The sequence below is a fragment of the Siculibacillus lacustris genome (assembly GCF_004328075.1).
GTDB classification, from domain to species: Bacteria; Pseudomonadota; Alphaproteobacteria; order Rhizobiales; family Ancalomicrobiaceae; genus Siculibacillus; species Siculibacillus lacustris.
In genome coordinates this window covers 25,614-44,526 of the sequence record NZ_SJFN01000013.1, presented here as the reverse complement: position 1 = coordinate 44,526, position 18,913 = coordinate 25,614, and the positions used below count along the sequence as shown (strand labels likewise).

At 70.3% G+C, this 18,913-nt stretch carries 17 protein-coding genes; 4 read left to right on the top strand and 13 right to left on the bottom strand.

Going from position 1 to position 18,913, the window contains the following annotated elements; translation table 11 throughout:
* The first annotated feature begins 344 nt into the window (after positions 1 to 344).
* A complete protein-coding gene (locus EYW49_RS10340; protein WP_131309271.1) occupies positions 345 to 1,487 on the top strand; it encodes a GGDEF domain-containing protein in 1,143 nt (380 codons plus the stop codon).
* 40 nt (positions 1,488 to 1,527) lie between these two features.
* On the opposite strand, the gene nifA is transcribed toward EYW49_RS10340, so the two are convergent.
* From nifA to EYW49_RS10280, 12 genes are all read right to left on the bottom strand, one after another.
* Positions 1,528 to 3,333, bottom strand: a complete 1,806-nt coding sequence (gene nifA, locus EYW49_RS10335; RefSeq protein ID WP_206365445.1) for a nif-specific transcriptional activator NifA — start codon at positions 3,331 to 3,333, stop codon at positions 1,528 to 1,530.
* Positions 3,334 to 3,568: 235 nt separating this feature from the next.
* Positions 3,569 to 4,525 (bottom strand): SDR family NAD(P)-dependent oxidoreductase, encoded by a 957-nt coding sequence (locus EYW49_RS10330; protein ID WP_131309268.1) that lies wholly within the window; start codon positions 4,523 to 4,525, stop codon positions 3,569 to 3,571.
* 343 nt (positions 4,526 to 4,868) lie between these two features.
* Positions 4,869 to 6,143 (bottom strand): serine--tRNA ligase, encoded by a 1,275-nt coding sequence (serS, locus tag EYW49_RS10325; protein ID WP_131309264.1) that lies wholly within the window; start codon positions 6,141 to 6,143, stop codon positions 4,869 to 4,871.
* Between the two features lie 57 nt (positions 6,144 to 6,200).
* Positions 6,201 to 7,007, bottom strand: a complete 807-nt coding sequence (tatC, locus tag EYW49_RS10320) for a twin-arginine translocase subunit TatC (protein ID WP_131309261.1) — start codon at positions 7,005 to 7,007, stop codon at positions 6,201 to 6,203.
* Entirely contained in the window at positions 7,004 to 7,537 is a 534-nt protein-coding gene (tatB, locus tag EYW49_RS10315; RefSeq protein WP_131309258.1) for a Sec-independent protein translocase protein TatB, read from the bottom strand. Before tatB ends, tatC begins: the two co-directional genes overlap by 4 nt.
* A 138-nt stretch (positions 7,538 to 7,675) precedes the next feature.
* Entirely contained in the window at positions 7,676 to 7,918 is a 243-nt protein-coding gene (locus EYW49_RS10310; RefSeq protein WP_131309255.1) for a twin-arginine translocase TatA/TatE family subunit, read from the bottom strand.
* A 136-nt stretch (positions 7,919 to 8,054) separates the two neighbouring features.
* The gene (scpB, locus tag EYW49_RS10305; protein ID WP_265937394.1) at positions 8,055 to 8,777 is read right to left on the bottom strand and encodes an SMC-Scp complex subunit ScpB; all 723 of its coding nucleotides are present in this window, start codon (positions 8,775 to 8,777) and stop codon (positions 8,055 to 8,057) included.
* Between the two features lie 8 nt (positions 8,778 to 8,785).
* Positions 8,786 to 9,598 (bottom strand): segregation and condensation protein A, encoded by an 813-nt coding sequence (locus EYW49_RS10300; protein WP_131309410.1) that lies wholly within the window; start codon positions 9,596 to 9,598, stop codon positions 8,786 to 8,788.
* A 139-nt stretch (positions 9,599 to 9,737) separates the two neighbouring features.
* On the bottom strand, positions 9,738 to 10,757 hold the full coding sequence (gene nagZ, locus EYW49_RS10295) for a beta-N-acetylhexosaminidase (RefSeq protein ID WP_131309252.1): 1,020 nt from the start codon (positions 10,755 to 10,757) through the stop codon (positions 9,738 to 9,740).
* A gap of 91 nt (positions 10,758 to 10,848) precedes the next feature.
* A complete protein-coding gene (locus EYW49_RS10290) occupies positions 10,849 to 12,690 on the bottom strand; it encodes an SPOR domain-containing protein (RefSeq protein ID WP_131309249.1) in 1,842 nt (613 codons plus the stop codon).
* Positions 12,691 to 12,761: 71 nt separating this feature from the next.
* Positions 12,762 to 14,519 carry an arginine--tRNA ligase gene (gene argS / locus EYW49_RS10285; protein ID WP_131309246.1) on the bottom strand — a complete coding sequence of 586 codons (1,758 nt, stop codon included), beginning with the start codon at positions 14,517 to 14,519 and terminating at the stop codon, positions 12,762 to 12,764.
* A 103-nt stretch (positions 14,520 to 14,622) separates the two neighbouring features.
* Complete coding sequence (locus tag EYW49_RS10280) at positions 14,623 to 15,864, bottom strand: deoxyguanosinetriphosphate triphosphohydrolase (protein WP_228259560.1); 1,242 nt, start codon at positions 15,862 to 15,864, stop codon at positions 14,623 to 14,625.
* A 155-nt stretch (positions 15,865 to 16,019) separates the two neighbouring features.
* On the opposite strand from EYW49_RS10280, the gene erpA reads away from it, so the two are divergent.
* Positions 16,020 to 16,364 carry an iron-sulfur cluster insertion protein ErpA gene (erpA, locus tag EYW49_RS10275; protein WP_131309243.1) on the top strand — a complete coding sequence of 115 codons (345 nt, stop codon included), beginning with the start codon at positions 16,020 to 16,022 and terminating at the stop codon, positions 16,362 to 16,364.
* A gap of 55 nt (positions 16,365 to 16,419) precedes the next feature.
* On the opposite strand, the gene EYW49_RS10270 is transcribed toward erpA, so the two are convergent.
* Positions 16,420 to 17,280, bottom strand: a complete 861-nt coding sequence (locus EYW49_RS10270) for a hypothetical protein (protein ID WP_131309240.1) — start codon at positions 17,278 to 17,280, stop codon at positions 16,420 to 16,422.
* A 305-nt stretch (positions 17,281 to 17,585) separates the two neighbouring features.
* Between EYW49_RS10270 and EYW49_RS10265 the strand changes: the two genes are divergently transcribed.
* Both EYW49_RS10265 and xth read left to right on the top strand, forming a co-directional pair.
* Entirely contained in the window at positions 17,586 to 17,816 is a 231-nt protein-coding gene (locus tag EYW49_RS10265; RefSeq protein ID WP_131309237.1) for a hypothetical protein, read from the top strand.
* 108 nt (positions 17,817 to 17,924) lie between these two features.
* Positions 17,925 to 18,722: an exodeoxyribonuclease III gene (xth, locus tag EYW49_RS10260; RefSeq protein WP_131309234.1), complete on the top strand. Its 798-nt coding sequence runs from the start codon at positions 17,925 to 17,927 to the stop codon at positions 18,720 to 18,722.
* The last annotated feature ends 191 nt before the right edge of the window (positions 18,723 to 18,913 follow it).

The following is an 18,913-nucleotide window of genomic DNA, read 5'->3' as shown; positions in this document are numbered from 1 at the left end:
ACGAGGCGGGGTCCCATGGTCTGCACCGTGTCGCGTAAGTGAAATGATATACGCGTTTTTACTTGATATCACCATCACCCCCTCCGATCCCCTGGCCGAACTCGAAATGCTCACCGGCCGAAATCTCGAAAGATACCAATACGAACGCAATTTCTTCTCATGCGGTATCGCGACATTGGAAACCGTTTCCTTCGTTACTCTACTACCTGACGCGCATGTTCGAATTTTCCGACGCGCGGTGTTGTTCGCACTGCCTTGGAATTTTAGGTCTTCATTTACGACCAACGACGTAAGGTGGCGTTTCAAGCAAAGCTCTTGGTCTCGAGCCGGAGGATGGGGGGGTCATGTCGCTCGACTACGGGACGCTCCTCCAGTCGATCGGCTTTTCGGGCGCGAGCCTGGCCGTCGCCATGTTCGTGGTCTGGCTGTCGGCACCCATCGACCGCTTCCTCCTGACCTGGACCGCCGGGCTGATCCTGCTGGTCGCCTTCACCATGCTCTACGGCTCCTATGTGGCGGTCCCGCACCCGACGATGTTGATCGTGTCCTTGGCGGTGCTGGTCCCGGCCATGGCGCTGGTCTGGGGGGCGGCCGTGCAGTTCCGCGACGGCCGGTTGCCGTTCGGTCGGATTTCGCGGGCGGTCGTCGTCGGCTGGGTGGTGTCGGTCGGGCCGATGGCGGCCGGGTGGGACGGTCTCGCCCTGATCTTCGAGAACACGGTCGCCGCGCTGTTCCTGATCGCCACGGCGCGGGCCTATTGGAAGGGCCGGACCATGGCGCGGGTCCCGATCATCGGCCTGACGCTGCTCTATGGGGCCAGCGGCCTCGCCTTCGCGCTGTGCGCCGTGGTGCTCGCCCACGACGGCCGGATGGTGATCGGTGTCGCCCCGCGCAATTGGGCCGAAGACCTCGGCATGGTCGTGTGGATCGGCGCCTTCACCGCGATCGGCGCGGTGTCGCTGTCGCTCAATCAGTGGCGACGGGCGCTCCATCATCGCATCGACGCCTTGACCGATGCCCTCACCGGCCTGCTCAACCGGCGCGCCCTCTACGAGCTCCACGACCGCCGGCCCCTGGCGCCGCACACCGCGGTGATCGCCTTCGACCTCGACCGGTTCAAGACGATCAACGATCGGTTCGGCCACGACATCGGCGACGTGGTGTTGTGTCGCTTCGCCGAGACGCTGCGGGCCTGTCTCGGCTCGACCGCCACCATCGCGCGACTCGGCGGCGAGGAATTCACCGCCGTTCTGCGGGAGACCGGCGCGGCGGCCGCCCGCGCCGCGGCAGAGCGGGTCCGCGCCACCTTCGCCGCCCAGACGATCGACATCGGCAGCGCCGTGGTGCAGGGCACGGTCAGCGCCGGCATCGCCTTCACCGGCGACGCGCCCGGCGTCTTCCAGGACCAACTGCGCGACGCCGATCGTGCCCTCTACGTCGCCAAGGCCAAGGGCCGCGACCGGGTGGTGATGCCGCTCGCGGCGTGACGGCGAAGGCGGATCGGCGCCTTCGCCGTCTGCGCCCGGTTCAGAAGCGCTTCAGCTCGATGCCGTGCTTCTTCAGGGCATAGCCGATCTGGCGCGGGGTCAGCCCCATGATGCGGGCGGCCTTGGCCTGGACCCAGCCGGAACGCTCCATCGCGTCGATCAACCGCTCGCGCTCCGACGGGCGACCGCCGAGCGCCGGGCAATTGGCGTCGGCGTGTTCGCACAGGCCGGCGGGACCGGATTCGCCGCTCGAATCGAAAGCGGCGGGCGGCGGCGGGGCGGCGGCGGGCAGCGGCGTCGGCGCCACCACCGGGAAGCCCGAGGCGAGCACGGTGATCGGATCGGGGGCGCCGGGCTTCTTCGGCGCGCTCTTCCACAGGAGCGACGACAGGCAGTCGCCGCTGTGGCAGGCGAAGTCGGCGGCGGTGATGGTCTCGCCGTGGGTCAGGGTGGCGGTGCGGCGGACGCAGTTCTCGAGTTCGCGGACGTTGCCGGGGAAATAGCAGTGCGACAGCACGTCGAGACCGGAGGGCGCGAGCGTCAGTTTGCGGCCGTTCTCGGCGTTGAAGCGACCGACGAAGGCGCGCGCCAGATGGGGGATGTCGCCCGGGCGTTCGCGCAACGGCGGCAGGAACACCGGCACGACGTTGATGCGGTAGTAGAGATCGGCGCGGAACTCGCCCTTGGCAACCGCCTCCTCGAGGTTCTTGTTGGTGGCGCAGACCAGACGGACGTCGACCTTGAGGGTGCGGCTGCCGCCGACCCGCTCGAACTCGCCCTCCTGGAGGATGCGCAGCAGCTTGGCCTGGAACGACGGCGAGATCTCGCCGATCTCGTCGAGCAGCAGAGTGCCGCCGTGGGCCAGTTCGAAGCGGCCGGCGCGCTGGCCGACGGCGCCGGTGAAGGCGCCCTTCTCGTGGCCGAACAGCTCGCTCTCGAGCACGCTCTCGGGCAGCGCGGCGCAGTTCAGCTTGATGAAGGCCTTGGCCTTGCGCGGGCTGAGGTCGTGGATGGCGCGGGCGAAGAGCTCCTTGCCGGTGCCGCTCTCGCCGCGCAGCAGCACGGTGGAGTTGGATTTTGCGACCACGGCGATGGTCGCCAGCACCCGGCGCACCGCGTCGCTCTCGCCGACAATGCCCTCCACCTTGGGGACGCCGGCGTGACGTTCGGCGAGTTCCGCCCCGAGCGCCTTCTCCAGCATGCCACGTTCGTCGAGCAGGCGCTGGCGATCGGCGGCGAGGATGCGATGGAGGCGGACGGTCTGGCCGACCAGATTGGCGACCATCGACAGGAAGCGCAGGTCGTCGTCGATGCGGAACTGGGTGCGGCCGTCCCAGACGCGGTCGATCGACAGGGTGCCGACGACTTTGAGGTCGACCTTGATCGGCACGCCGACGAAGGAGACGCGGGCTTCGGCGCGGTCGCTGTCGAGATCCTTGGCGCCGGCGAACAGGGGTTCGTGGGCGACGTCCTGGACCACCAGCGGCGTGGTGGTGGCGACGATGCGGTCGATCACCGGCCGCGGCAGCGAATCGATGGCGCGGGCGGCGCCGTGTTTCTGTTCGGCCCAGCCGGCGGCAGCGACGATCTCGACCTCGTCGGCGGAATCGAGGACGACGATCATGCCGCGGCGCATCTGCAGGAAGGAGGTCAGCACGTTGACGACGTTCGACAGGGTCGTCTCGAGCCGAGACGGCCGGGTCAGGATCTTGGAGATCTCGTAGATGCCGAACAGCGCCATTTCCGCATTGGCCTTGGCGGGCGGAAGGGGCGACATCCGTTCCACCGGATCGGTGAGACGTTCGCTTCGGCTGGTCTGGATCGCGGTCGTGCTCGCAGCACCCATGGTCCTATCTCCTCGGCGGTTCGCCGTCGCTCCGGTGATCCGGAACCGGCGGAACCGTGTAGAGCAGCCTCGATGCTGAGCCGCGCCCAATAAAATGTCACGCCGATTTTGGCGCCAGAATTTCAGGTGACGTGCCCAATCGGATTGCAACTTTGGTCGAAATCATAGGTCGGCGGTCTCAAAATCCGCGTTTTCGCGCAAGACCCCAAGCATTTTTACCAAACGGACGAAAATCTCAGAGCAACTGCCCACCGTTGATGTTGATCTCTTCGCCGGTGATGTAGGAGGACGCCGCCGAACACAGGAAATGCACGAGCTCGGCGACCTCTTCGGGGCGCCCCAGGCGATGCATGGGGATCAGCGGCAGGAACTTCTCCTCGGTTCCGGGCGACAGGATGTCGGTGAAGATCTCGCCGGGGGCGATGGCGTTGACGCGGATGCCGTGGGGCGCGAAGTCGGCGGCCATCTCGCGGGTGAGCGCGGTCAGCGCCGCCTTCGACGTGGCATAGGCGGTGCCGGCGAAGGGGTGGACGCGGTGGCCGACCACCGAGGTGATGTTGACCACCGAGCCCTGGCCGCGCTTCAGCTCGTCGAACAGGCCGCGGGCGAGCAGGATCGGCGCCAGCAGATTGACGTGGAACACCTGCATCCAGGTCTCCAACGGCGTGGTCAGCGAATTGAGGCGCTGGCCTTCCGGCCCCTTGGGCGAGATGCCGGCATTGTTGACCAGCGCATGCAGTGGGCCGTCGCCGATCCGGAGCTTGATGTCGTGGATGGCGAGGCCGAGCTGCTGGCGATCGACCAGATCGACTTGGACGTGGTCTTCCGGGCCGGCCTCCCAGGGGCAGCGGGCGCCTTCGAAAGGATGGCGCGAGATGGTGATGATGCGCCAGCCTTCGGCAGCGAACTTGCGCACGATCGAATGGCCGATGCCGCGGCTGGCGCCGGTCACCACCATGGTGCGCCGTTCGCCGGCGGCCGGGCGCAGCGACACGCCACTCTGGGCGAGCGCGGCATGGTCGACGGGACAGACCGCCGGATCCGTCGCGGCCGGCGCCGCGACGCCGGCGGTGGCCGGCAGCTTGAAGGTGTGGGTGATCGGATCGTAGCCCGGGGGATAGACCGGCGCACCATTGCCGTGGGCGTGGGGCGGCGTCGGGCCGGACGAATCGCTCGAATCTCGCTCGCTCATCACGGCACCTCGGTGGGATCGAACTCAGGGGTCGGCATCAGGGTAGGCCGAGGGCGCGGCGCGGACAAGCGGCGTCGAGCGGGACGAGGTGGGTCGGGCCGCGCGGGGGCGGACGTCGCCGGGCACCGGGGCAAGGGCGCGCGAGGCGTCGGGGCACGGGGCGTTCCTTCTCCCCTCGTGGGAGAAGGTGGCCGGAGGCCGGATGAGGGGCCGGGCCTCCCCGCCCGTCCCGATGCCCGAGGGGCCACGCCGGTCGCCCGCCGCTGCGCGGCGCCCCCTCATCCGCCGCTTCGCGGCACCTTCTCCCACGAGGGGAGAAGGGAAAGGGCCGCGCCTCGCCCCGTCAGCCGATCCGCTCGAGGCCGCCCATGTAGGGGCGCAGCGCGTCGGGGACGGTGATCGAGCCGTCGGCGTTCTGCCAGTTCTCCAGCACCGCCACCAGACAGCGGCCGACCGCCACGCCGGAGCCGTTGAGGGTGTGGACGAAGCGCGTGCCCTTGCCCTCCGCGGGGCGGTAGCGGGCGTTCATCCGGCGACCCTGGAAGTCGCCGCAGTTGGAGCAGGACGAGATCTCGCGATAGGCGTTCTGGCCGGGCAGCCAGACCTCGAGGTCGTAGGTCTTCTTCGAGGCGAAACCCATGTCGCCGGTGCACAACGCGATGGTGCGGAACGGCAGGCCGAGGCGCTTCAGCACCTCTTCCGCCGCGGCGGTCATCCGCTCGTGCTCGGCTTCCGACGCCTCCGGCGTGGTGATCGACACCAGCTCGACCTTGGCGAACTGGTGCAGCCGGATCATGCCGCGGGTGTCGCGACCGGCCGACCCGGCTTCCGAGCGGAAACACGGCGTCCAGGCGGTGTAGCGATGCGGCAGCTCGGCCTCGGTCAGGATCTCGTCGCGGACGATGTTGGTGACCGGAACTTCGGCCGTCGGGATCAGCCACAGGCCGGTTTCGGTGCGGAACAGATCCTCGGCGAACTTCGGCAGATTGCCGGTGCCGTAGGCGGTCTCGCTCTTCACCAGGAACGGCGGGCTGACTTCGGTGTAGCCGTGGGTGTCGGTGTGGAGATCGAGCATGAACTGGGCGAGCGCCCGCTCGAGCCGCGCCAATTGGCCCTTCAGGAGCACGAAACGGGCGCCGGAGATCTTGGTGGCGGTCTCGAAGTCCATCTGGCCGAGGGCTTCGCCGAGCTCGAAATGCTGCTTGGGCGCGAAGTCGAACTCGCGCGGCGTGCCCCAGCGGCGGACCTCGACGTTGTCGCTCTCGTCGCGGCCGACCGGCACGTCGGCGGCGGGCAGGTTGGGAATGCCGGCCAGCACCTCGGTCAGCTCGGTCTCGAGGTCGCGGGCGTCCGCCTCGCCCTTCTGGATCTCGGCCTTGATCGCCGCGACCGAGGCCTTGAGGCGCTCGGCTTCGGCTGTGTCCTTGCGGCCCATCGCCGCGCCGATCGCCTTGGCCGAGGCGTTGGCCTGGGCCTGGAGTTCCTGGAGGCGGGTGAGTTGGGCGCGGCGGGCCTCGTCGAGGACGATCAGCGCCTCGGCCATCGCCGGCTTGTTGCGGTCGGCGAGACCTTTGTCGAAGGCGGCGCCGTTGTCGCGGATCCACTTGATGTCGTGCATGGGAGACGTCCTCGGACATGATGGCGGCGGCCCGCGTCGACGAGCCGGCTGGCCCGGTCAGGTCTCGGGTGGCGTCGCCGGCGTTTCCGCCTCGGGCTCGTCCTTCCGCTCGACCATCCGCACCGCGAAGATGGTGATTTCGTAGAGAAGGATGGTGGGCAGGGCAAGGGAGATCTGGGACAGCGGATCGGGCGGGGTCAGCACCGCGGCGACGATGAAGGCGATCAGAATCGCCCAGCGGCGCTTGGCCCGGAGGCCCGCGGAGGTGACGATGCCGATCCGTCCGAGCAGGGTCAGCACCACCGGCATCTGGAACACCAGACCGAAGGCGAAGGTCAGCGACATCACCAGCGACAGATATTCCGAGACCTTGGGCAGGAGCTCGATCTTGATGCCGCCGTCGTTGCCCGACTGCTGCATCCCGGCGAAGAAGCCGAGCACCATCGGCAGCATGAAATAGACCAGCGTCGCCCCGAGCGCGAAGAACACCGGGGTGGCCACCAGATAGGGCAGGAAGGCCTTCTTCTCGTGGCGATAGAGGCCGGGCGCCACGAACTTGTAGATCTGCACGGCGATCATCGGGAAGGCGATGCAGATCGCGCCGTAGAAGGCCACCTTGATCTGGGTGATGAAGAATTCCTGCGGCGCGGTGAAGATCATCGTCGCCGGCTTGCCGGTCATGTTGCGGATGACGAGATCGTAGGGCCACACCAGGACGTTGTAGAGGCCCTTGGCGAAGTAGAAGCAGAACAGGAAGGCCACCACCAGTGCCGCCAGCGCCCGAATCAGGCGGCTCCGCAGTTCCAGGAGATGTTCCATCAACGGGGCGCGGGAGGCCTCGATCTCGTCGTCGGGTTCGCTCATGGCCGGGTCGGGTCCTTCTCGACCGGGACGGCGGTCGCCGCGGGCGTGTCGTGAGGCGCGAGCGGCGCGGCGTCGCCGAACTGCGGCGTCTCGGCCGCCGGGATCGGCGCGGGGGCAAGCGAGCCGGCTTCGATCGCCGGCGGGTCGACGACGACCGTGCCGGGGACTTCGGGACCGGCGATCTCGGGTTCGGCGGGCGGGGTCGGGGCGATGCCGGCGTCGAGGCGGGCGAGTTCGGCGTTGGTCTCGCGCTCGACCTTGGCGAGGCTCTCGGTGACCGAGCCGATCTGCTCGGCGAGCAGGGCCTTGGGCGACAGGGCGCGCAGATCCTGGACGCTCTTGCGGACGTCGTCGAGTTCGGCCTCGCGGATCGCTTCGTTCATCTGCGACTGGAACTCGCCGGCCATCCGCCGGGCGCGAGCGGCCCATTGGCCGGCGACGCGCAGCAGTTGCGGCAGTTCCTTGGGGCCGACGACGATCAACGCCACGACCGCGATGATCAGGATCTCACTCCAACCGATGTCGAGCATGTCCTACCGCCACGTGAGCCCGGCCTCGGCCGTGAAGCTCGGGGGAACCGGCGGCGGAGCCACGCGGGCGGCGAATCGCCGGCGTGTCCTGCCGTCCGTCGAGGGGAGCGATCCGGCGGACCGCTCCGGCGAACCGTCTCAGCCGACGGTCTTCGACTTGTCGTCCTGGTGGGCCACCGGCTCGCCGGGTCGGCCTTCGAGGGTCTTCGGCGGGACCGGAGCCACCGGCGGCGGCGTCTCCTCGTCGGCGAGACCCTTCTTGAAGCTCTTGATGCCCTTGGCGAGGTCGCCCATCAGGTCGGAGATCTTGCCCTTGCCGCCGAAGAACAACAGGGCGACCGCGAGGACGATCAGCCAATGCCAGATACTCAAGGAACCCATTTCGTCTCTCCTGCGGGGGCGATCGGAACCGACGGCCCCCCTGTCCACGGCGGGCCGCACTATGGCAAAAAGGGTCCCCCCCCGCAACCGGCCCCAGCGAGGGGCGAAATGCCCGGCCGCGCGGTCGATGCGGGGCTCAGGGCGCGCCGTCGTCCTCGGCGAGCGATCCCGCGTCGGCATCGGGATCCTCGAGGTCGAGGAGATCGGCGGGATCGAGCGGATCCTCGTCGGGGCCGAGTTGCGGCGCATCGGTCGGGACCGGCACCTGGAAGCCCGCCGGGATCTGGCCGTCGAGCAGGCCGGCGCCCTTCAATTCCTCGAGACCGGGCAGATCTTGGATCGCGTCGAGGCCGAAATGGACCAGGAAGCCATCGGTGGTGCCCCAGGTCACCGGACGCCCGGGGGTGCGGCGGCGGCCGCGCATGCGGATCCAACCGGTCTCGAGCAGCACGTCGAGGGTGCCGCGCGCCACCGCCACGCCGCGGATCTGCTCGATCTCGGCGCGGGTCACCGGCTGGTGATAGGCGATGATCGCCAGGGTCTCGAGCGCCGGCCGGCCGAGCTTGCGCGGCTCGACCATCGAACGGGTGAGATGGGGGGCGAGATCGGCGGCGGTGCGGAACTGCCAGCGACCGGCGACGCGGACGAGTTCGACGCCGCGGCCGCGATAGTCGGCGACGAGGCGGGCGAGCAGGGCGGCGAGATCGATGCTCGCCGGCACGTGCAGCGCCAAATCGGCCTCGGCGACCGGTTCGGTCGAGGCGAAGATCAGCGCTTCGACGAGGCGGCGGGCCTCGGTCGCGGCTTCCGCGGTGAAGAGGTCGTCGGCCGCCGCGGCCTCGGCGCGGCCATCGGTCACGGGGGGGATCACGGCGGCGGCGTTCCTTGCGGTTCGGACGGGGTTTCGGGATCGGGGTCGGGGCGGCCGTCGGTGCGGGCGCGGGCCCACAGAGGCGCGAAGGCCTCCGACTGGGTCAGTTCGATGCGGCCCTCGTGGACCAGCTCGAGGCTCGCCGAGAAGGTCGAGGCGATCGCCGTGGCGCGCTGGTCGGGCGGCGCCCAATCGGCGACGAGCGCGTGGATCGGCACCCAGCCGGCGGTCTCGCCGACGATCCGCTCCAGGATGTCGCGGGCGTCGGAGAGCGTCCACACCGAGCGGGCGACCACGCGGACCGAGGTGACGATCTGTTTCTGGCGCAGCCCGGCATAGGCGCCGAGCAGGTCGCCGAGGTCGGCGCGCCATTCGGCATGGGACGAGAGCACCGCGGATTCGGCGGCGCCGCGGGGAAAGACATCGCGGCCGAGGCGGGTGCGGGCGACCAGCTTGGCCGCCACCTCGCGCATCGCCCCGAGCCGGCGCAGGCGGAAGGCCAGCGCCGCGGCCAGTTCCTCGCCGCTCGGCTCGTCGTCGGCGGCCGGCGACGGCAGCAGCAGCCGCGATTTGAGATAGGCGAGCCAGGCGGCCATCACCAGGAGATCGGCGGCGAGTTCGAGCCGGCGCTGCCGCACCCGCTCGACGAAGGCGAGATATTGATCGACCAGTTGCAGGATCGAGATGCGGGCGAGGTCGACCTTCTGGGTGCGGGCGAGCGCCAGCAGGAGGTCCAACGGACCTTCGAAGCCGTCGACGTCGATCACCAGGGTGTCGCCGACGTCGAGCGTCCGCTGCTCGGGGGCGATGCGCGGGGGACGCGCCCAATCGTCCGCCGACGCCGCGCGGTCGCCGGGGCGCGTGGGTTCGGTCCGATCGGTGGCGTCGTCGGCGCTCACGCTCGCTCCCCCGTCGGTCCCGCGGGTGGCGGGTCCTCGGACGGGTGTGTCAGACCGAGGGCGGTGCCGTCAATCGGGCGAAGTCCGCGGCGAGCGCGGCGGGGTCGATCGCGTCCGGCGTCCGGCGGGCGGCGAGCGCGCGGGCGGCGCGTTCGGCGGCGCGGTCGGTGAGCGGACGAGCGGCGCCGGCCACCGCCCGCATCTCGTCGAGATCGCCGTTGCAGTGGAGGACGAGGTCGCAGCCGGCGTCGAGGGCGGCGACGGTGCGCTCGGCGAGACTGCCGGCCAGCGCCCGCATCGACAGATCGTCCGACATCAGGCAGCCGTCGTAGCCGATGAAGCCGCGGATCACCGCGTCGATGACGGTTCGAGAGGTGGTCGCCGGGTGGTCGGGGTCGATCGCCCGATAGACCACGTGGGCGGTCATCGCCAGCGGCATCTCGGCGAGGTCGCGGAACGGCGCGAAGTCGATGGCTTCCAGCGTGGTCAGGTCGGTGTCGACCACCGGCAGGTCGTGGTGGCTGTCGACGCCGGCGCGGCCGTGGCCGGGGATGTGCTTGATCACTGGCAAGACGCCGCCGGCGAGCAGGCCATGGGCGGCTTCGCGGCCGAGTTCGGAGACGATGTCGGGGGTGGTGGCATAGGCGCGGCGGCCGATCACGTCGTGGGCGCCGTCGACCGGCACGTCGAGCACCGGCAGGCAGTCGACGTCGATGCCGAGGCTCGCGAGATCGGCGGCGATCAGGCGGCCGCCGAGGCGGGCGGCGCGGCGGCCCTCGGCGGGATCGCGGACGAAGACCTCGCCATAGGTGCGGCCGTCGGGATAGGCCGGCCATTGGGGGGGCCTCAGGCGCTGGACGCGGCCGCCCTCCTGATCGATCAGGATCGGCGCGTCGGGGCGGTCGACACTCTCTCGGAGCGCCCGGGTCAGGGCGCGGATCTGGTCGGGATCGACGCAGTTGCGGGCGAACAGGATGAAGCCCCAGGGGCGAGCATCGCGGAAGAAGGCGATTTCCTCGGCGCCGAGCACGGGGCCGCGGCAACCGCAGATCAGGGCGGACGAGGTCATGGCGGGGCCTTTCCCAGAGGGGGGAGACAAACGACGACCCGCCCGGCGGGAAGCGGCGGGGCGGGTCGTGACGAGATCGGTCGGCGGTCGTTCAGCGTTTGACGACCATGCACTGCCCGCCCTGGGCGCGCAGCTGTTCACACAACGCGGTCGCCTGGTCGCGCGTTCCCGCCGAGACGCGGGTCCGATAGAACACGCCCTTGTCGCCGAGATTGGCCTGCTGGACGTCGACCGAACGGCCGGACAGGGCCGACCAACGGCGCTGGGCGTCGGCGAAGGAGCGCCGCGCGTCGGCATCGGACTTGGACGCCGAGATCTGGACCATCCACTCGCCCGAGCCGGCGGCGGCCGGCGGCGCCGAGGCGACGGCGGGCGCGAGCGGAACCGGGGCGGCGGCGACCGGAGCGGGTGCCGCCGGCGCGTTGGCGAGACGGGGGCCGACCGGGCCGAGCGCCAAGGGAGCGCCGGCCGGGGCACGGGCGGCCGGAGCGGCGGTCGGCGTCGGAGCCGGTACCGTCGGCTTGGGCACGGCGAGCACGGTCGGCGCCGGAGCGGTCGCGGGCTTGGGCGCTGCGGCCGGCGGCGGGGTGACGGGCGCCGGAGCCACGGCGGCCTTGGGCGGGGTCGCGACACGGGTGGAGGTGGGGGCGTCGGTCGGCAGCGGCACGGCGATCGGGCGCGGTGCGGCACTCGCCTCGGGCGGCAGCTGCAACTGCAGCGGCGGTTCGGCCGCGGCCGGGGGCGACGGCGGCACCGCCGAGACCGGCGGCGGAGTCGCGCCGTCGGCGCCGATCGGCAAGGTTCGGACCGGGGTCGGCGGCCGCACCGTGCCGGCGTCGGAGACGATCGAGCCGTCGGGACGCACCACCACGGTCTTGACGGTATGGGGCTGGTCGCTGCCGGCGCGCGGCGCGCCGGGGTTGATGACCCGCACTTCCTTCCCTTCCGGCGTCCGGCCGGACACCTGGTCGACCGGATCTTCCTGCATCGACACGATCTTGGAGGCGCCGGCGCCGCTGTCGGGGGTGAGCGTCGGGCGAGCGTCGCCGGCCGCGATGGCCTTGCCGGGCTCGGGAACGACCTTCATCGGCTTGCCGTCGGCGCGAATCAGCGTCGGCGCCGAACCGGCGCCGGGGCCGAAATACTTCCAGCCGGCCCAGGCGCCGCCGCCCAGCACGGCGAGGCCGAGGGTCGCCACGAACAGGCGGGTGCCGAGGCCGCTGCTGCGCTTGGCGAGCTTGCGGACGGCGCGCTGCTCGCGGCGCGGATGGGGGGTGATCACCGGTTCGGTGGTGGTGTAGGGGCGTGCCTCGTCGGCGGCGCGGGCGATCTCGGCACGGCCGAATTCGTCGAAGGTCGGGCGCGGGCCGTCGTCGAGCGGCATCGCGGCGGGATCGCGGCTCGCGCCCTCGCGGGGCTGCGGCGCGGAGACCAGAGCCGGATCGTAGGAGCCGGCGGCGACGCCTTCGTCATAGGCGTAATAGTCGTTCCACGGGGTCTCGTGCGGCGGCTCGGCGCCGGCGATCGGCTGGGGCACCGCGGGCGGCGCGGTGTCGCCGCGTTCGGGGGTGATGCGCAGGGCGGCGATGTCGTGGTCGTCGGCAGGGTGCTGCGGCATGATCGGCCTCACCTCCGGCGCGAAGGTGCCGCGGACGCGAGCCTCGGGGGTGACCGAAGACCGCAGCTCGTCGAACAACTCGGCTTCGAGCGCGGAAAGTTGCAACGGCATCGGCAAGGTCGGCGTGGCGCGCCGACCGACTTCGACCACGCTCTCCGGGCGGACCGGATGGGCGCTCGATTCGCCGAGGATGCGAGCCAGTTCCTCGAGCGGATCCTCGCTCATCGGCCGGCCGGGGCGCAGGCCGGCATCGCGCAGCGCCCCTCCCTGGATGGCGGAGGGGTCGACGGGGGGCTGACGCATCGGTTCGGACATGGGACGGGACTACCTCGTATCGACGCGGTCGGGCTCGGCCCCACGGCGCATTCCTGGCCCGCCCGTCGTCCTCACCGCATCTCGTCGGGGGCATTGACCCCGAGAACTGCGAGCCCGGACGCGAGCACGACGGCGACGGCTCGGACCATCGCCAGTCGGGCATGTGACGACAATGGATCGTCAACGTTAACAAAGCGTAATTGTGGCAGATCCTTGCCGCGGTTCCAATGACCGTGGAGATCGCTCGCCAGATCATGAAGGAAGAAGGCGATGCGATGGGGTTCGTGAGCTTCCGCGGCGGCCTCGACGACCCGCGGCCATTGGGCGATACGCTTCATCAGACCAATTTCGCCGGAATCGACGAGTCGTTCGAGGGGGGCCGTCACCAGACCTTCGTCGGAGAGATCGAGCCCCGGCAGACCCTCGCGCGCCTGCACGAACACAGAGGCGGTGCGGGCATGGGCATATTGCACGTAGAAGACCGGGTTGTCCTTGGACTGTTCGGTGACCTTCTGGAAGTCGAAGTCGAGCGGTGCGTCGGACTTGCGGAACAGCATCATGAAGCGCACCGCGTCGACGCCGACCTCGTCGACGACGTCGCGCAAGGTGACGAAGTCGCCGGAGCGCTTCGACATCTTCACTGGCTCGCCGGCCCGGTAGAGCTTGACCAACTGGCACAGCTCGACGTCGAGCGAGGCCTCGCCGCCGGAGATCGCCCCGACCGCGGCCTTCATGCGCTTGACGTAGCCGCCGTGGTCGGCGCCCCAGATGTCGATCTGGTCGCGGAAGCCGCGGCGGTACTTGTCGAGGTGATAGGCGATGTCGGAGGCGAAATAGGTGTAGGAGCCGTCGGACTTCATCAGCGGCCGATCGACGTCGTCGCCATAGGCGGTCGAGCGGAACAGCGTCTGTTCGCGGTCTTCCCAGTCTTCCGGCAGCTGACCCTTGGGCGGCTCGAGGCGGCCCTCGTACATCAGCCCGGCGTCGCGCAGGGTGGCGATGGCCTCGGCGACGCGGTCGCCGGCCGGGCCGGTCTGCAGGCTCTTTTCCGAGAAGAACACGTCGTGGACGACGTTGAGCGCGGCGAGATCCGCGCGGATCATCACCATCATCGCATCGATGGTGGCGGTGCGCACCGTGTCGAGCCATTCGGATTCGGGGCGGTCGCGGAAGGCGTCGCCGTATCGGGCGGCGAGCACGGCGCCGATCGGCTTCAGATAGTCGCCGGGATAGAGGCCTTCGGGGATGGTGATGGTCTCGCCGAGGGCTTCGAGGTAGCGCAGGTGGGCGGAGCGGGCGAGGACGTCGACCTGGGCGCCGGCGTCGTTGATGTAATATTCCTTGGTGACCGCGTGACCGGCGAAGGCCAGGAGATTGGCCAGCGCATCGCCGACCACGGCGCCGCGGCAATGGCCGACGTGCATCGGGCCGGTCGGGTTGGCCGAGACATACTCGACGTTGACCGCGCCGCGCGGGACGGTGCCGCGGCCGTAGCTGCGGCCGGCGGCGACGACGCGCGCCAGGAAGGCGCCCCAATAGGCCGGGGTCAGACGCAGATTGAGGAAGCCGGGGCCGGCGACCTCGGTCTCGGCGATGTCCGGGTCGGCGGCGAGTTCGCCCATCAGTTCGATCGCCAGGGCCCGCGGGTTCTTGCCCATCGGCTTGGCCAACACCATGGCGGCGTTGACCGCGAGATCGCCGTGGGCGGCGTCGCGCGGCGGTTCGACCACCACCCGGGAGAGATCGAGCGGGGCGCCGTCCGCCGCCGTCCAGCCGAGCCGGGCGATGGTGGCGCGCACGCGGTCGCCGAAATCCGCGAAGATGTCCATGAGTCCGATGCCGTTCTTTCTCGCCGGGAAACGCCCGCCGTCGCGGCCGAGCGTCGGGTGCCCGCGCGGAGACGGAGTCTCCGGGGCGTGCCCGCCGGCCGAGCTAAACCAATTCCGGGGTATCGTCAAACCGGCGGCGATGTTCGATCAGCGCGAAACGATCGGTCATGCCGGCGATGTAGTCGCAGACGCGCCGCGCCAGCCGCGGCCGATCGGCGACGTCGAGGTCGCGCCGCCATTCCTCCGGCAGATCGCTCGGCGTCTCCATGTAGGCGGCGAACAGCGCTTCCACCACCCGCTCGGCGGCGCGCATCTGGGTCATCACTCCGTCGCAGCGATAGACGTGGCGGAACAGGTGGCGCTTGATCTCGCGATCGGCGGCGGCGATCTCGGGCGAGAAGACGATCAGCGCATGGCCGACGTAGCGGACCTCGTCGGCGGATTCCGGCAGGCTGGTCTCGAGCCGGGCGAAACTCTCGGCGACCACGTCCTCGATCATCCGGGTGATCAGGCGGCGGATGGTCTCCTGGATCAGCCGGCTGCGGTCGAGGCCGGGATGGAGCCGGCGCACCTCGAGGATCAGGCCGCCGACCAGCGGCACCGCTTCGAGCGACTCGAGGTCGAGCAGGCCGGCGCGCAGGCCGTCGTCGATGTCGTGGGCGTCATAGGCGATGTCGTCGGCGATCGCCGCGCACTGCGCCTCGAGGCTCGGCCAACTCCACAGCCACAGATCCTGCCGCGCCGCGTAGTCGCGGATCGCATAGGGCAACAGGCCGTCGGGCGGCCCGTCGCCATGGGCGGGCGGCAGCGGCCGGCCGGTGGCGTCGGTCAACGGGCCGTTGTGCTTGACCAGGCCCTCCAGCGTCTCCCAGGCGAGGTTGAGTCCGTCGAAGGCGGCGTAGCGGCGCTCCAGGCGGGTGACGATGCGCAGGGTCTGGGCGTTGTGGTCGAAGCCGCCGAATTCGGCCATGGCGCGGCCCATGGCCCGCTCGCCGGCGTGGCCGAAGGGGGTGTGGCCGAGGTCGTGGCCGAGCGCCAGGGCCTCAGCGAGGTCCTCGTCGAGGCGGAAGGCACGGGCGAGCGCGCGGGCGATCTGGGCGACCTCGAGGGTATGGGTCAGGCGCGAGCGGAAATGGTCGCCTTCGGTGTGGAGAAAGACCTGGGTCTTGTGGGCGAGACGGCGGAAGGCGGTGGAATGGACGATGCGGTCGCGGTCGCGCTGGAAGGGCGTGCGGGTCGGACTCGGGCTTTCGGCGACCAGACGGCCGCGCGACGTCGCCGGGTCGACCGCCCACAGCGCCCGCGGTTCACCGCCCAATCCGATCCGTCGCGAGAGGTCGCTCACCCTGCCCTGCCCTCGATTTCGGCGGTTTGCCCCCGCGACGGTCTTGATTCCCGCGGCGCCCGACGCATTTGATCCTCACGACGAAACCGTGGCAAGCGCGTGACGGTCGACGTAGTCTCCACACCTTGCGCGCCCCGCTTCACGAGGATCCGCCGATGACCGATACCGACGTCTCTCCGCCGATCGCCGTCACCGCCGCCGCCGCCGCGCGCATCGCCGTGGTCACCGCCGACGAACCGGCGGGCACGGTGATGCGGATCTCCGTCGCCGGGGGCGGCTGCTCGGGCTTTTCCTACGGCTTCGCGCTGACCACCGAACGCAACCCCGACGACTTCGTGATCGAGCGCGGCGGCGTCACCGTGGTGGTCGATGCGATCTCCGCCGACTACGTGCGCGGCTCGGAGCTCGACTTCGTCGACGATCTGATGGGTCAGGCCTTCAAGATCAAGAACCCCAACGCCACCGCGACCTGCGGCTGCGGCACCAGCTTCGCGGTGTGAGACGACGCCCGGCGCCCGCCTCGGCGGGGCGCCGGGCGAAGGTTGCGGCGCGGGCTCAGCGCGTCGAGGTGGCGACGGCGCGGCCGAAGGCGCCGTCGAGCGCCGTGCCGAAGGTGTGGTGATCGGCCGCGAAGGGGGCGGCGACGTCGGGAGCGCGCGAGCGGAAGCCGACGTGGACGCCGATCACCCGCGGATGGGCGCCACCGACCAGATAGGCGGCCCCCGACAGACCATCGAACCCGACGCAGTCGGTGAGGATTTCGCGGCCGCCACCCGCCGCGGCGCGCAATTCCCGCACCCGGCAGAAGTCGAAGGTGCGCCGCCCGCTCTCCAGGGCGACGACGGTGATCGGCTCGCCGACCTTGACCGAGGCTCCCACCGCATAGGGCACCACGCCGGGGATCGGCCGCGCCAGATGGGCGACCGCCCAATCGCGCCGCGCGTCCTCGCCATAGGGCGAGGTCGAGCCGCACAGGCGGGGATCGGGCGTGAGCGCGACTTCGGTGCGCCCGGCGGCGCCGGTGAGGATGAACACGCAACGGCCGCGTTCGGCGCGCGAGCGGCCGGATTCGTCGAAGAACACGTGAGCGGCGGAGGTGACGACGTCGGCGCGGCCGGTCAGCTGGCCGATGCCGCGCACGCCACCGCATTCGACGACGCCGGTGGCGGCATGGCGCTCGGCGAGCAGGTCGGGCGAGGTCGAGAGGCGCAGCGCGGCGGCGGCCTCGGGGATGCGGCCGTCATGGCCGACCACCACGCGGCGATCGGCGAGCGCGGCGGATCCCGACAGACACAGGGCGGCGAGGCAGAGACCGCCGAGGCGGCGGCCGGCGGCGGGCCGGCGGGGCCGCGCGGACGGCGGGGCGGCGCCGGCTCGGGCCGTCGCAGGGTCGGACGATGGGATCGGAGCCTGCATGGTCGACGGGCCCTCCGCAATCGCCTCCGCGACGGCGCGGAGAAGACCCGATCACTCTACCTGCTCGCCGCCGCAGAGCAAGTCTCGAGGGGGCGAAGGGATTTGGTTCCCTCGCATTTCATCACACGTCAACACACGGACGACAAATACGTTCAAAATGGCGTTACTGTTCATTTTTTCCGAACGTGATGTGCACGCATTCGGCTCTGGAGGCCGGGGGCACGCAGCCCCATCTCCCATCCATCGGAACGCGGCGCTGTCGTCGACTCCCAGCCGCACCGGTCCCACGTACAGGAGACAACATCATGAAGACCTCCATTTTCGCCGTCAGCGCCCTCATCTTCGCCGCCTCGCTCGGTTCCGCCTATGCCGGCGCCGGCGACGCGACCGGTTCGGCCGTGTTGCCGGTCGAGCAGACCCTGCGCGTCGATCGTGGCGCGGTGATCGAAGGCCGCCAGTCTGCGGCGATCGCCAGCCCGGCGACCGGCGAGACCTCGGCCGAGCGTTTCGTGATCGAGCGCAACATCCCGCGCTGATCCCTCGTCGGTTCTGCCCAAAGCCGCCCGCGCCCCGCGCGGGCGGCTTTCGCCTGCCCCCTCGGCGGTCTATCCTCGCGCCACCTTCCGCCCGAGAACGAGACTCCGATGAAATTCGCCACCTGGAACATCAACGGCATCAAGGCGCGGATCGACGTGCTGACCGCCTGGCTCGAAGAATCGCGGCCCGACGTGGTCTGCCTGCAGGAGATCAAGAGCGTCGACGAGGGCTTTCCACGGGAGGCGATCGAGCGGCTCGGCTACGAGGTCGCGACCCACGGCCAGAAGGGCTTCAACGGCGTGGCGATCCTGTCGCGCCACCATCTGGAGGACGTCGAACGCGGCTTGCCCGGCGACGACGACGACCTCCAGGCGCGGTTCATCGAGGCGGCGATCTCGGTGCCCTGCGGCGTGGTGCGCTTCGCCGGGCTCTATCTGCCTAACGGCAACCCGCTCGGCACCGAGAAATTTCCCTACAAACTCGGCTGGATGGCCCGGCTCGAGGCGCGAGCGCGGGCACGGTTGGCCTGGGAAGAACCCTATCTGATGATGGGCGACTACAACGTCATCCCCGAACCGATCGACGCCCGCACCCCGGCCGCCTGGGTCGGCGACGCGCTGTTCCAGCCGGAGAGCCGCGCGGCGTGGCGACGCCTGACCGGGCTCGGCTACACCGACTGCCTGCGCGCCGGCAGCGACGCCCAGACCTTCACCTTCTGGGACTATCAGGCCGGCTGCTGGCCGCGCGACGAAGGCATCCGCATCGACCATGTGCTGGCCTCGCCCCAGGCCACCGACCGGCTGCGCGCCGTCGGCGTCGACCGCCATGTGCGCGGCTGGGAGAAGCCGTCGGACCATGTGCCGGTGTGGGTCGAACTCGACGTCGCGGCCCGCGCCCGCGGGTGAAACCAAAGATCGGGCGGCGCTCGAGCGGATCGCGGGTTTTCGCGGCCTCGTCTGCGGGTGAGATCGTGCCGCGGGGAGCGGGACGCGTCGTGGCCTACGACCTACGTATTTCGACTCGGCCGTCAACCTTTCGTTAACCATGAAATGCGAGTTTGCGGATCGAGCGGTGGCGCTGCGGCAGCCGTTCGGAG

Coding starts and splice junctions, on each gene's coding strand:
- nifA (WP_206365445.1), bottom strand. CDS start 3,333: ATGGGTGCTGCGAGCACGACCGCGATCCAGACCAGCCGAAGCGAACGT.
- EYW49_RS10330 (WP_131309268.1), bottom strand. CDS start 4,525: ATGAGCGAGCGAGATTCGAGCGATTCGTCCGGCCCGACGCCGCCCCAC.
- nagZ (WP_131309252.1), bottom strand. CDS start 10,757: ATGACCTCGTCCGCCCTGATCTGCGGTTGCCGCGGCCCCGTGCTCGGC.
- tatC (WP_131309261.1), bottom strand. CDS start 7,007: ATGAGCGAACCCGACGACGAGATCGAGGCCTCCCGCGCCCCGTTGATG.
- EYW49_RS10290 (WP_131309249.1), bottom strand. CDS start 12,690: ATGTCCGAACCGATGCGTCAGCCCCCCGTCGACCCCTCCGCCATCCAG.
- EYW49_RS10270 (WP_131309240.1), bottom strand. CDS start 17,280: ATGCAGGCTCCGATCCCATCGTCCGACCCTGCGACGGCCCGAGCCGGC.
- xth (WP_131309234.1), top strand. CDS start 17,925: ATGAAATTCGCCACCTGGAACATCAACGGCATCAAGGCGCGGATCGAC.
- EYW49_RS10340 (WP_131309271.1), top strand. CDS start 345: ATGTCGCTCGACTACGGGACGCTCCTCCAGTCGATCGGCTTTTCGGGC.
- serS (WP_131309264.1), bottom strand. CDS start 6,143: ATGCACGACATCAAGTGGATCCGCGACAACGGCGCCGCCTTCGACAAA.
- EYW49_RS10310 (WP_131309255.1), bottom strand. CDS start 7,918: ATGGGTTCCTTGAGTATCTGGCATTGGCTGATCGTCCTCGCGGTCGCC.
- EYW49_RS10265 (WP_131309237.1), top strand. CDS start 17,586: ATGAAGACCTCCATTTTCGCCGTCAGCGCCCTCATCTTCGCCGCCTCG.
- tatB (WP_131309258.1), bottom strand. CDS start 7,537: ATGCTCGACATCGGTTGGAGTGAGATCCTGATCATCGCGGTCGTGGCG.
- erpA (WP_131309243.1), top strand. CDS start 16,020: ATGACCGATACCGACGTCTCTCCGCCGATCGCCGTCACCGCCGCCGCC.
- argS (WP_131309246.1), bottom strand. CDS start 14,519: ATGGACATCTTCGCGGATTTCGGCGACCGCGTGCGCGCCACCATCGCC.